12 protein-coding genes and 1 riboswitch are annotated in these 12,713 nt (G+C 45.4%); of the genes, 1 reads left to right on the top strand and 11 read right to left on the bottom strand.

Going from position 1 to position 12,713, the window contains the following annotated elements:
* Window positions 1-2: 2 nt before the first annotated feature.
* The 4 genes from gmk to AAHT65_RS15255 form a co-directional block, all read right to left on the bottom strand.
* Window positions 3-617 (bottom strand): guanylate kinase, encoded by a 615-nt coding sequence (gmk, locus tag AAHT65_RS15270; protein ID WP_003329002.1) that lies wholly within the window; start codon window positions 615-617, stop codon window positions 3-5.
* Between the two features lie 7 nt (window positions 618-624).
* On the bottom strand, window positions 625-894 hold the full coding sequence (remA, locus tag AAHT65_RS15265; protein WP_003154355.1) for an extracellular matrix/biofilm regulator RemA: 270 nt from the start codon (window positions 892-894) through the stop codon (window positions 625-627).
* A 76-nt stretch (window positions 895-970) separates the two neighbouring features.
* On the bottom strand, window positions 971-1,846 hold the full coding sequence (locus AAHT65_RS15260; protein WP_343310460.1) for a YicC/YloC family endoribonuclease: 876 nt from the start codon (window positions 1,844-1,846) through the stop codon (window positions 971-973).
* A gap of 81 nt (window positions 1,847-1,927) precedes the next feature.
* Entirely contained in the window at window positions 1,928-4,600 is a 2,673-nt protein-coding gene (locus tag AAHT65_RS15255; RefSeq protein ID WP_315916888.1) for a calcium-translocating P-type ATPase, SERCA-type, read from the bottom strand.
* Between the two features lie 124 nt (window positions 4,601-4,724).
* Between AAHT65_RS15255 and AAHT65_RS15250 the strand changes: the two genes are divergently transcribed.
* On the top strand, window positions 4,725-6,437 hold the full coding sequence (locus AAHT65_RS15250) for an Rqc2 family fibronectin-binding protein (protein ID WP_326084104.1): 1,713 nt from the start codon (window positions 4,725-4,727) through the stop codon (window positions 6,435-6,437).
* Between the two features lie 98 nt (window positions 6,438-6,535).
* Here the strand turns inward: AAHT65_RS15250 and AAHT65_RS15245 are convergent, their stop codons facing one another.
* The 7 genes from AAHT65_RS15245 to AAHT65_RS15215 form a co-directional block, all read right to left on the bottom strand.
* Window positions 6,536-7,024, bottom strand: coding sequence for a precorrin-2 dehydrogenase/sirohydrochlorin ferrochelatase family protein (locus AAHT65_RS15245; protein WP_094232000.1), 489 nt, complete (start codon window positions 7,022-7,024; stop codon window positions 6,536-6,538).
* Window positions 7,005-7,790 (bottom strand): sirohydrochlorin chelatase, encoded by a 786-nt coding sequence (locus tag AAHT65_RS15240; RefSeq protein ID WP_106271594.1) that lies wholly within the window; start codon window positions 7,788-7,790, stop codon window positions 7,005-7,007. Before AAHT65_RS15240 ends, AAHT65_RS15245 begins: the two co-directional genes overlap by 20 nt.
* Window position 7,791: 1 nt before the next feature.
* Entirely contained in the window at window positions 7,792-8,565 is a 774-nt protein-coding gene (cobA, locus tag AAHT65_RS15235) for a uroporphyrinogen-III C-methyltransferase (RefSeq protein ID WP_061670749.1), read from the bottom strand.
* 207 nt (window positions 8,566-8,772) lie between these two features.
* Entirely contained in the window at window positions 8,773-9,366 is a 594-nt protein-coding gene (cysC, locus tag AAHT65_RS15230; RefSeq protein ID WP_010788563.1) for an adenylyl-sulfate kinase, read from the bottom strand.
* Between the two features lie 12 nt (window positions 9,367-9,378).
* Entirely contained in the window at window positions 9,379-10,527 is a 1,149-nt protein-coding gene (gene sat / locus AAHT65_RS15225; protein WP_327853998.1) for a sulfate adenylyltransferase, read from the bottom strand.
* Window positions 10,528-10,575: 48 nt separating this feature from the next.
* The gene (locus AAHT65_RS15220) at window positions 10,576-11,640 is read right to left on the bottom strand and encodes an inorganic phosphate transporter (RefSeq protein ID WP_277714697.1); all 1,065 of its coding nucleotides are present in this window, start codon (window positions 11,638-11,640) and stop codon (window positions 10,576-10,578) included.
* Between the two features lie 11 nt (window positions 11,641-11,651).
* A complete protein-coding gene (locus tag AAHT65_RS15215) occupies window positions 11,652-12,353 on the bottom strand; it encodes a phosphoadenylyl-sulfate reductase (RefSeq protein WP_010788561.1) in 702 nt (233 codons plus the stop codon).
* A 230-nt stretch (window positions 12,354-12,583) separates the two neighbouring features.
* A riboswitch (SAM riboswitch) is annotated at window positions 12,584-12,689 on the bottom strand.
* Window positions 12,690-12,713 lie beyond the last annotated feature (24 nt).

Genomic DNA, 12,713 nt, shown 5'->3' with positions numbered 1-12,713 from the left:
AGTTATTCTACCTCCAGCATTTTCTTATATCTCGGAGCAATGCGTTCACGCTTTAAATGCTCGGCGAGGACAATTGCTTTAATTTTCTCGCAAGCTGTCTCAATGTTGTCATTTTCAACGACATAATCGTAAGCGTCCATCATTTCGATCTCAGCCTTAGCAGCTTTCATCCGATTTTCAATCAGGGCGTCTGTCTCGGTTCCTCTTGTGACAATTCTGTTTTTCAGTTCAGAAAGGCTCGGAGGCGCCAGGAAAATAAACAGACCTTCCGGGAAAGCGTTTCTTACTTGAAGCGCACCCTGGACTTCGATCTCCAAAAAGACGTCTTTTCCCTCTTGGAGCGTTTGTTCGACATAATCGACGGGCGTGCCGTAATAATTTCCGACATACTCAGCCCATTCAAGCAGCTTGTTGTTTGCAATCATCTGCTCGAACTCATCCCTTGTTTTGAAGAAATAATCGACTCCGTCTGTCTCTCCCGCTCTCGGGCTTCTCGTCGTCACTGAAATCGAATATTCAAATTTTGTATCCTCTTGTGAAAATATTGCTTGCCTTACCGTTCCTTTACCAACTCCTGAGGGACCTGAGAGAACGATTAATAACCCTCTTTCTTTCATGCGGCAATTATCCCTGCCCTTCATCCATAATTTCTTCTTTAACTGAAAGTCTGTGTGCAACTGTCTCAGGCTGGACGGCAGATAAGATAATGTGATCACTATCCATGACGACAACTGCACGGGTTCTTCGTCCGTATGTAGCGTCAATTAGCATTCCGCGGTCTCTTGCATCCTGAATCATCCGTTTTATTGGCGCAGACTCCGGGCTGACAATCGAAATCATCCGATTGGCGGAGATGATATTCCCAAATCCGATATTAATCAGTTTAATCGTCATCTTCTACGTTCCCCCTGTAAAATAGACGTCTCTAGTCTAGCCTAGAGAGACCGTCTGTAAACAATACGCACAGTCGCTATTCTATATTTTGCACTTGTTCTTTTATTTTTTCAATAGAACTTTTCATTTCGACGACAAGCTTTGTGATCTGATGATCATTTGCTTTTGAGCCGATGGTGTTTACTTCGCGGTTAAGCTCCTGTACGAGGAAGTCGAGTTTTCGTCCGACAATTCCTCCTTCAGCCAATATATCACGGAATTGTGCGAAATGGCTCTTCAGCCTGGTAATCTCCTCCGTAATGTCAGACCGATCCGCAAAGATGGCGCATTCCGTTATCAGCCTGCTCTCGTCCAGCGCATCTTCCGTCCATTCCTTCATCCTGGAGTACAGCCGCTCTTGATATTGTTTCACAACCGCGGGAGCATGCGCTTTCACCTGTGCGGCAAGCGTTTCAAGCCGGTCGAGATGTGCGAGGCAGTCTTCCTTTAGAAGCAGCCCTTCTTTAGTCCGCATCTCACAAAGGCCTTTCACCGCTTCCTCAACGGCCTCCGTTAAAAATTCCTCAAGCTTGTCGTGCTGTGTTTGTTTTTCACGGATTTGCACCGCTTGCTCTAACTGTAACAATTCCATAACACCAGGTTCAGCGGTTAAGCTGTAGCGTTTTTTCATTTCACCGGCAGCGGTGACAAACTCATCCAGCAGCGCCCAATCAACCTTTACGCTTCTCTGTACGAGCGACTCGCTGTCAACGGATACAAAAAGCTCAATTCTGCCGCGCTGTATATTCTGTAAAATAATCTGTTTCAGTTTATCTTCTAAATATAGCAAAGGCCTGGGCAAACGAGCATTGACTTCTTTGAACCGATAGTTCACAGATTTCAACTCAACGGTTACAGAGAGATCATCTTGTGTTTTGCTTGCTGTGCCGAAGCCTGTCATACTTCGTATCATATCAAACACCCAATTCTTCCCTGTTCTCAAAATAAAAAGGCAATAGACATGCTATTACCCCTAAGATTATATCATACGAATTTATTTTTTTCTTGTCAAAAGTGACCCAGCCAGCAAAAAAGTAGGAATGGCCGACATACCGATCACTAAAAGCCAGTCTCCCGGTTTTATCGGAACGGTGTGGAAAATCGGCTGGAGCGCAGGATAGTAGATGACGATAACCATGAGCAAAATGGATGACAGAACCGCTCCTATTAAATATAGATTTTCAAACGGATTTCTATCAAAAATGGACGTTTCGCTTCTACAGTCAAAAACATGAATCAGCTGGGCAAGCACCAATGTCGCAAACGCAACCGTCTGGGCATATGCCAAATTTTCAGGATTGCGGTGATACACGATAATGAAAGCCAGCAGTGTTGCGATACCTATTAAGAACCCTCTTGATATAACCTTCCATCCAAGCTTCCTGGCAAAAACCCCTTCTTTCGGCTGCCGAGGCTTCCGTTTCATCACGTCGCCTTCCGGCTGGTCCATCCCGAGCGCCATGGCCGGCAGTCCGTCCGTCACCAGGTTCACCCACAAAATTTGAATCGGCACCAGCGGCAGCGGCAGTGCCAAGAGCATGGCAAAGAGCATGACTAAAATTTCTCCGACATTTGATGCCAGCAGGTACCGGACAAACTTTCTAATATTTTCATAGATATTCCGGCCTTCTTTAATCGCTGATTTGATGGTTGCGAAATTATCATCGACGAGAACGAGCGATGAGGCTTCTTTCGCTACATCTGTTCCTGTAATACCCATGGCCACGCCGATGTCAGCCTGTTTGATGGCAGGGGCGTCATTTACTCCGTCACCTGTCATGGCGACGATGTGGCCGTTTTCTTGATACGCTTTTACAATTTTCAACTTATGTTCAGGCGATACACGGGCAAATACATACACGTCATCGACAACACCTGCAAGCTCTTCGGATGAAAGCTCATTGAGCATCTGTCCGTCCATGATTTTTCCGCGTTTCGGAAGCAGGCGCAAATCTTTCGCGATTGCTTTGGCGGTTTCAACATGATCTCCTGTTATCATGACCGTTTTAATTCCCGCTTCCCGGCATTCTTTAATTGCCTGTCTGACTTCCGGCCGCGGCGGATCAATGATGCCGGAAAGCCCAAGCAAGGTCAGGTCTTTTTCAGCCTGCTCCATCGTCGGTTTTCCCCCGGCTTTCAGAGGTTTAAAGGCAACAGCGATTGTTCTGAGCGCCTGCGAAGCCAAATGTTTCAATACGGCATCCGCTTCTGACTTTCTCCCTTTAGTAAAAAGCTCAGCCGATCCGTCGTAAAAAATGTTGGCGGAACGCTGCATCAGTACATCGGGTGCGCCTTTGGTGATCACGTATTGTTTTTTGTCCCTGTCCTCCACGATGACAGTCATCATCTTGCGGTCGGAATCGAACGGAAACTCTTCTATCACCCGGTAATGAGATTGTACAAAGTCATTAGAAAATCCAGCTTTTCTTGCTGCCGTCAGAAGTGCCCCTTCTGTCGGATCGCCGTCAAGAATATATTCGCCGTCTTTTTTCTCAATAATCGATGTGTTACACAGCGCGCCATATAATAGCATCTGCTGAAGCGGTTTATGATGGTCTGCGCTTGTTTCTTTTCCGTTAAGTGTAAAAGCCCCTTTCGGCTCGTAACCGACTCCTGATACGTTCCATGTCTTCCCGCCTGACCAAACGTGTGTGACTGTCATTTTGTTTTGGGTCATGGTGCCCGTTTTGTCTGAACAAATAATAGACGCGCACCCGAGCGTTTCAACGGCAGGCAGTTTTCTGACAATCGATTTTTGTTTAATCATCCGCTGTACGCCGAGTGACAAAGCCACTGTGACGATTGCCGGCAGCCCCTCCGGAATGGCGGCTACTGCCAATGACACACCGGCTAAAAACATACTGTACAGGTCATGTCCTTGAATGACGCCGACAGCTACGACAAGAACGGTCAGCAGCAAAGCAACGACAATTAAGATTTTCCCCAGCTGCTCCAGCCTTCTTTGCAGCGGTGTAGAAAAAGTTCCCGCTGATTCAAGCATGTCAGCGATTTTTCCCATAGCCGTCTTCATTCCTGTGCCAACAACAATGCCGACACCGCTTCCTCGCGTGACAATCGTCCCCATAAAGGCCATATTTGTAATATCACCCAGCGAGACATCGGGCTTTTTCAACTTATCCGCATGTTTGACAACCGGCAGGGATTCTCCGGTTAGTGCGGACTCTTCAATTTCAAGGCTCTTCGCCTCGACAATCCGGACATCTGCGCCAATTCGGTCGCCGCTTGCAAATTTCACAATATCACCGGGCACAAGCTCTTTTGAAGGGATTTTCGCCCAGCTTCCCTCTCTGAGCGCCATGACATGCGGTGTCGATAACTCTTTTAAAGCTTGCAGCGATTGTTCAGCGCGCCTTTCTTGAAAAAATCCAAGTATACCATTGACAAATACAATCGCAATAATGGCGATTGCGTCTACATATTCGCCCAGAAAACCGGAAATGAGAGTCGCCGCAAGCAGCACAAGCACCATAAAATCCTTAAACTGTGAGAAAAACAAAACAAGCGCTGATGTTTTTTTGCCTTCTTGCAGCTCGTTCGGCCCGTGCGTTTCGAGGCGCTTTTTCACCTCTTTCTCTGTTAAACCCTGTTTCATGGACGTGTTTGTTGCTTCTACCAAATCGGTTTGTTCCATTTCATGAAACTTCATTCGACTCGTCCACTCCCCTGCTTTCTTTAGAGATATCACTCTATAAGCAAGCTTATTCTGACTCGTCCCATTTCATGCTATAATTATCGAATGCAGGATTTAATAAGAAGAGGGTGTTTTGCATATGTCGTTTGATGGCATGTTTACATACGGAATGACACACGAATTAAATGAACGGATTACAGGAGGACGGATTACAAAAATCCATCAGCCTTTTAAACATGATGTAATTTTTCATATCCGGGCTAACGGAAAAAACCAAAAATTATTATTATCAGCCCACCCAAGCTATTCACGGGTGCACCTGACAAATCAGACGTATGAAAATCCGAGCGAGCCGCCTATGTTTTGTATGTTGCTGAGAAAGCACATCGAGGGAGGCTTTATTGAAAGCATTGAACAATCAGGTATGGACAGAATTATGATATTCCATATTAAAAGCCGGAATGAAATCGGGGATGAAACCGTCCGTAAGCTTTATGTTGAAATTATGGGCCGCCACAGCAATATTATTCTTACGGACGGGCTTGAAAATACCATCATAGACGGGCTTAAACATTTATCACCGTCTGTTAACAGCTACCGGACCGTGCTGCCGGGTTATGATTATAAAGTGCCGCCCGCGCAAAATAAGATGTCTCCTTTGGAGGCAACTGAGGATGATATTCTGCGGCATCTCAGCTTTCAGGAAGGCAAGCTTGACAAACAGATCGTTGATACGTTTTCCGGCGTCTCCCCGCTTTTTGCAAAAGAAGCTGTTTTCAGGGCCGGACTCGCAAACAAAGTTACATTGCCCAAAGCGCTTTTGGATCTCTTTGGCACAATGAAAGAGTGTAAGTTCGCGCCAGAACTTACAACGGCAAACGGGAAGGAATATTTCTATCTTCTTAAGCTGACCCACCTCAAAGGGGACGGACGCCGTTTCGATTCGCTCAGTGAACTGTTAGACCGTTTTTATTTTGGAAAAGCAGAGCGTGACCGGGTGAAACAGCAGGCTCAGGATCTTGAACGTTTTGTGGCGAACGAACGGAAAAAGAACGCAAATAAAATCAAGAAACTGGAAAGAACACTTCAGCATTCCGAGAACGCAAAAGAATATCAGCTCTATGGAGAACTGCTGACAGCCAATTTGTTCAGGCTGAAAAAAGGCGATAAAGAGGCCGATGTCACAAATTATTATGAAGAGGAAAGCCCGCTCATCACCATTCCTCTGAATCCGAACAAAACGCCTTCCGAAAACGCGCAGGCGTACTTTACAAAGTATCAAAAGGCGAAGAACTCAGTCGCTGTCGTAAAAGAACAGATCAGCCTTGCAGAAAAAGAGATTGAATACTTTGATCAGCTCATTCAGCAGCTGTCCTCCGCCTCTCCAAGAGACATAAGTGAAATACGGGATGAGCTTGTGGAAGGAAAATATTTGCGGCCTAAGCAGCAAAGAGGACAGAAAAAACAAAAGCAGCACACGCCTGTTCTAGAAACATATGAATCCTCAACAGGACTTACGATTTTAGTTGGGAAAAACAATAAACAAAATGAGTATTTAACAACAAAAGCCGCTGCAAGAGACGATATTTGGCTGCATACCAAAGATATCCCTGGTTCTCACGTAGTGATCCGAAACAGTGATCCGGATGAGCAGTCCATCCTTGAAGCAGCTACGATCGCAGCCTATTTTTCTAAAGCAAAAGAATCCGGTTCTGTTCCGGTGGATTATACAAAGATCAGACATGTGAAAAAGCCAAACGGCGCAAAGCCCGGTTTTGTCACTTATGACAGCCAGCATACCGTGTTTGTAACACCAGATGCTGATGTCGTGATCCAGCTGAAAAAAAGCTGATGTTTTGTAGGTATAAGGGCTGACAGCATAGCGTTCTCCCGCTCTGCTGCTTCGTAATTTGATCAACGACAAAGAACTGCCGTGTATGCGGCAGTTCTTTATGTATTTCTTCTTTTTTTATATAGTCTCTCAACCTCAAGAATACATTCCTCGTCAACAAGCTGAGCAATTTTTTCTGCAAGCAGCTTTGTGTGCTTCGGGCTGGCTCCATTTGTGGAAACTGAAACCTTAATATGCCCTTTTTGGACGATTTTCGGCATATACACGTTGCCAAGCTCTGCGGCACTCACACAATTGACAAGCTGAGAAGGAGAGGCGTTCTTTGCGATCTGCTCATTGACGCCTGCGTCATCTGTAGCGGCAATAATCAGAAATGCCTCGCGGAGGTCTTCTTGGTCAATTTTCCGTGGTATCCAACGGATCTGATGTTCCTCTGCCATCACCTTGATTTCAGGCAGCGCGCGCGGACTGATCAGGGTGATATCCGCCCCTTCGGTAAGCACCGTTTTCACCCTGCGCAGGGCAATCTTTCCGCCGCCCGCTATTACGACCTTCCTGTCACGCAGGCTAATGTGAAGCGGCAGCATATAAACCTCTGTCAAAATAAAACTGACCGTTTTGATTTTCTATGGTTTCATTCACACGATGTAAAAAGGCGTTTTTTACATGAGGATGAAAACCGAGATATGCGGCGAGATAGATATGCGGATTAACGTCTCGAAGCTTTTTCACTTCTTTCTCAATCTCACTCATCAGCATACCGGTGAACAGCAAGTACGGCACAACAAAGACCGGAGTGCCGTCACCTTGTTTCAGTTGTGAAAAAACGTCCCGATAATTCGGTTTGCACGCGGTTAAAAAACAGGGCATTACTTCTTTGACAGGCGCCATCCGTTGAAGGCGCTCGGCGATTTCTGTGACATCTTTTTTCACGGCGGGATCTGAACTCCCTCTGCCAATCAGCACGACTCGTGCGTTTTCATAAGGAGCGCCTGTTTCTTCTAAACGATTGCACACTGCTTTAACCACTTCATCGTCTACCCCGATCGGCTTACCGTATGTGATGTTGACTGCAGGATAACGGGCGGCAGCGCGCGCAACTTCTTCGGGAATATCTTTTTTTGCATGAGCTGCCGTTAAAAGAAGCAGAGGCACCACCGCTATGTGAGTGGCGCCTTGCTTTATACATGCTTCAAAGCCCGTCTTAATTGACGGCTCCTGCAATTCTAAAAAACTGACTTCCTGAATTGGCGCGGAGACATGCGCCTTGCATCCTTGTAAAAATGCTGCCGCTTCTTTTTGCGCCTGTTTCAGCCGGCTTCCATGACCAACGTATAATACTGCTTGTTTCATATTACAGCGCCTCGCTCAAATCTTGTTTTTTTACATCTGATTCAAACCATTCAAGCTTATAATGAAAATTCACAACATCACCAATAACGATTAAACTCGGATTCTTGATGTCTTTATTTATCACTGTTTCTGAAAGAGTATCCAATGTACAGATGACAGATTTTTGTTTATCCGTTGTGCCCCAATGGATAAAGGCTGCCGGTGTCGCACCGTCACGCCCGTTTTCTAGAAGAAGCCTTTCAATCTGCCTGACATTTTTGATTCCCATATAGATGACAAGGGTATCAATACCTGTCGCCAGCGCTTTCCATTTTTCCTCAAAGTTTTCTTCTTTTTGATAGTGCCCTGTCACAAACGCCACGTTTGAGCTTGCATCCCTGTGAGTGACGGGAATGCCGGCGTAAGCCGGTGCTGCGATGCCTGAGGTAATGCCCGGCACAATCTCAAAAGGAATCCCGTGTTCGGCAAGGCTTTCCGCTTCTTCTCCCCCTCTGCCGAACACAAAAGGGTCTCCGCCTTTCAGCCTTACAACAGTTTTTCCCTTTTTAGCATACTTCACCAGAAAACGATTGATGGTTTCCTGCTTCATGGTATGAAGATCCGGAAGCTTTCCGCAGTAGATCAGGTCGGCTTGTTCTTTAGCATATTGTAAAATATCTTTGTTTACTAATCTGTCGTATAAGATCACATCAGCTTTTTGAATGGCTTTCAGTGCTTTGATCGTCAGTAAATCAGGGTCTCCGGGACCTGCTCCAACGATATATACTTTCCCCATCACAACTCCCCCCGATCAGTTCGAAATCTTCCAGAACTTATATCGTTCCGTTTGTTATTCTTTTCAGCCAGACAGATTTCAGTCAGATCGTCTTCATTCAATTTCATTCGCAGCGGCACGAGCTCCATAAAGCTGGCAAAGATGAAATTGTCTTTCCTGTTTGTAAACTTGACATCTCACAAATAAAATTGATTCTGTCCTATCCTTTTAGTTCAGGTTCTTTTTCACAAATTCGATCAGCTGATTTTTGCACTCTTCGCGCTCATTTTGTCCTGAATCCAGAACGAGCTCCGGCGCTTTCGGCTCCTCGTACGGTGAATCAATGCCTGTAAAAAACGGAATTTCACCGTTTCGCGCTTTTTTATAAAGGCCTTTCGGATCTCTTTGTTCACAAATATCAAGGTCGCATTTAATGTAGATTTCATGAAATTCGCCCTCATCAACCAGCTGGCGAACCTGCTCCCGGTCTTCACGGAACGGCGAGATAAAAGCTGTAATCACAATAGTGCCCTGCTGAACGAAAAGCTTTGCAACTTCTCCGATTCTGCGGATATTTTCTTTTCGGTCTTCGTCAGAAAAGCCCAAGTCATTGTTTAAGCCGTGGCGGATATTATCCCCGTCGAGCACAACCACTTGATAGCCCTGTTCAAACAGTTCTCGGGCTGCCGCATTTGCGATTGTTGATTTGCCGGAACCGCTCAGCCCTGTCAGCCAGAGAATAGAGCTTTGATGTTTATTTTTTTGCTGATATTCTTCTTTTGTAATTGAGGCTTCATGCCATACGATATCACGATTCGTCAATGTTGCTCCTCCTTAGGACACGCCTGCTTCTTCTTTTTTCTTTAATCCTTTGATCAATACTTCAACAACGTGAGACCGGCTGAATTCTGCGGGCGGCATGATACCGTCTCTCAGCATTTCCCTCACTTTTGTGCCGGATAAAATGACATGATGCTCCCTGCCGTGCGGGCATGTTTTCGCAGTCGCCATGTTTCCGCATTTTTCGCAGAAAAAGCTGTGTTCAAACTTCATTGGCGTAATGCCGAGTTCTTCCGGTGTGAACTGTTCGAAAAGCTCTTGAGCCTCGTAAGTACCGTAGTAGTCGCCGACGCCGGCGTGGTCGCGGCCGACGATGAAATGGGTGCAGCCATAATTTTTTCTTACGAGTGCGTGGAAGATGGCTTCTCTTGGACCTGCATAACGCATCGCAGCTAAAAATACGCCAAGGAACACACGATCTTTCGGATAATAGTTTTCGAGCAGCACCTGATAGCTTTCCATACGCACATCAGCCGGAATGTCGTCTGATTTTGTCTCTCCGACAAGCGGGTTCAAAAACAAACCGTCTACTGTTTCCAGCGCTGTCTTTTGAATATATTCATGCGCTCTGTGAACCGGATTCCTCGTTTGGAATCCAACAATCGTTTTCCAGCCGTTTTCAGCAAACTGGCGTCTCGTCTCCTGCGGTTCAAACGTGAATTCTGGGAATTGCTTTGAAGCTTTCTTAATCAGCGTAATCGGCCCACCGACATACGTATCGCCGCGGCTGAAAAGTTTTTTCACACCCGGATGCTCACGATCATTTGTTTTATAAACATTCACAGCTTCTTTTTGTTTATCAGGCACGTACAAGTCTTCAATCTGAACGACGCCGTATGTTTCTCCTTCATACATTAACTTTACAGTTTCACCGATTTCAAGTTCTGCCGCTTTTTGCGAATCAACCGGCAGCGTAATTGGAAGAGACCAGACAACACCAGATGACAAACGCATGTTTTCAACAACTGACACGTAGTCTTTTTCAGTGAAGAAGCCTTCAATCGGGCTGTATGCGCCTATCCCAATAAGTTCTAAATCAGCAAATGAAATTAAATCAAGCTCTATTTCTTTATGAATCTCTTTCACATTATACATCTCATTTACACGATTAACTAATGTTCCTCCGTGCGGTGCTAAACTCATAATTTATATTTCCTCCTAGTTAACAGATAAATAAACTCAGATTAATAATTAAATTCCTCCGCCCTGCTCATGAACCGAGCGGCTCTCTTTTCGGATAGCTTTCATCAGACTGACTGCGCCGCCGGCTGCTAAAAGCACGCTGGCCATCATAAAGACTGAATAATAATCCCCTTTCAGGAACAGGGATACAAGCAGATATGATATGGATAATGATAAAAACGGCGAGACAACCCAGACTTTCAGCATGGTTCTTACCACTTGTTTATGAAATACATTGGGCCCGTTTTTCGCCATTCCAATTCCGATAATAGACGAAGACGTGACTTGTGCGAGCGGCACCGGCAGACCGAATACAGAGCTGATGATGACCAGTCCGGCTCCTGTTCCGGATAGCAGAATGCCTTCCCCTTTTGAAAATTTCGTTATTTTCTTGCCGTTGGTTTCTAATACACGCCCGCCTAATAACAGCGCTCCAAGCGCTACAAATATTCCTCCGTACAGTGTACCTTTTGTTACATCTAAGACACCTGCGGCAACCAACGGGCCTACAGCGTTGGCGACGTTGTTCATTCCCGCCGAAAAGGCTTCGAAAAATCCGGCAAACAACAGGATAATCCCAAGTGTTTTTTGCTTTCTGGAAGATTTCACTTCAATCTTAAACAATTGAAACAGCTTTGAAACGAAAAATGTGAAACAAAATGCAACAAACGGAACGAGAATCCAAAATACAACGATCATGAGTAAATTGTTCAGAAACAATACTTTATATGCCACTCCTACGCCGACAACTGCTCCGACCGTTACTTCACTTGTTGATAAAGGAATCCCCAGTATATTAGCCGTAAAGAGCGATAATGCCGCAGCGCCGATAATAATACAAACGATTGTCAATGTAATAGATTGTTCCGGTATAATGCCAGAGCTGATTGTTTTCACTACCTCGCCGCCGCCGATGACGGCACCCGATAACACCCCGGCCGCACATATGAGCAAAGCGTACAGTTTCTTTCTGACAGCTCCTGATCCGTAAGCAACTCCCATTGAAGCCGCAGCGCCGCTCGCTCCGATATTGATTGCGAAAAACAAGCTAAATAAAATAGCGGCTAGTTCCATTGCGCAGCTCCTTACTCATGCAATCCGCATTCCGTTTTCGCCGAACCGTTCCATCTGCCGGCACGCAGGTCTTCCGCAGTAAACGCCGGTGAGGTGCAAGGCTCACAGCCTATGCTCGGATATCCTTGATCGTGCAATGGGTTGTAGTCTAATTCATTCTTGGAGGTATATCTCCAAATGTCTTTCCATGTCCAATGGATAAGCGGGCATACTTTAATTGATTTGAATTTTTCATCTTTATTTAAGAAGTTTGTATTGGCGCGGCTTGGTCCTTGATCCCGGCGCAATCCAGACAGCCATGCCGGATGACCTGACAGCGCTTCTCTTAACGGAACAACTTTTCTGATATGGCAGCACTTGTTGGGCTCCCGTTCCCACAGCTTATCTCCGTGGGCCTCCGCTTGCTCTTCTACAGTCAGATCCGGTTTTTTCAAAATGATATTCAGGCCCGGATAACGTTCTTTGACACGCTCAATCGTTTCGTACGTTTCTTTGAAATGCAGCCCTGTATCAAGAAATACGATTTCCGCATCTTTTTTCACTTTATAAATTAAGTCAATGAGGACGATTCCTTCAATACCGAAGCTGCATGCGTAAACAAGCTGATCGCCGTAATGGCCGTACGCCCATTTTAATACTGACAGCGCACCTTTATAAGAATCATCTTCTTGAAATGTAATAGTCGGCTCTTCCCAAGTTTCATACGTAAACATTTTTCTTCCTCCTTTCGGAGACAAACAAACAGTCGTTTTTCTGCCGGTTGTCTTTACCAATAGTGATTTTAAACATCAGGATAAAGAGTAAGTATGGTTTGTTTTATAACACCTTTTCCAGAAAGGTGCTATTTCCGGCTGTTGCCAACCCCCACTTGGCAGTCCCTCCTTGCCTCTCTTAAAATAAAAAACTTTCAATCCAGCGGAAAGAAAGAAAGGAACTGCATGCGCCCTTATCTTCCAAAATGGAATACATTTTGCTGGAAGTAGCACCTTACATTTTATGCAGGTTGCCGGGCTTCATAGGTCCAGTCCCTCAGCCGCTCTTGATAAGTTTTTTAGATTTGTATTAAATTTTAG

The organism is Bacillus atrophaeus (assembly GCF_039519175.1).
Lineage (GTDB): Bacteria > Bacillota > Bacilli > Bacillales > Bacillaceae > Bacillus > Bacillus atrophaeus.
Note: the sequence above shows the minus strand (reverse complement) of the source record. Positions and strands in the feature narration are given on the sequence as shown.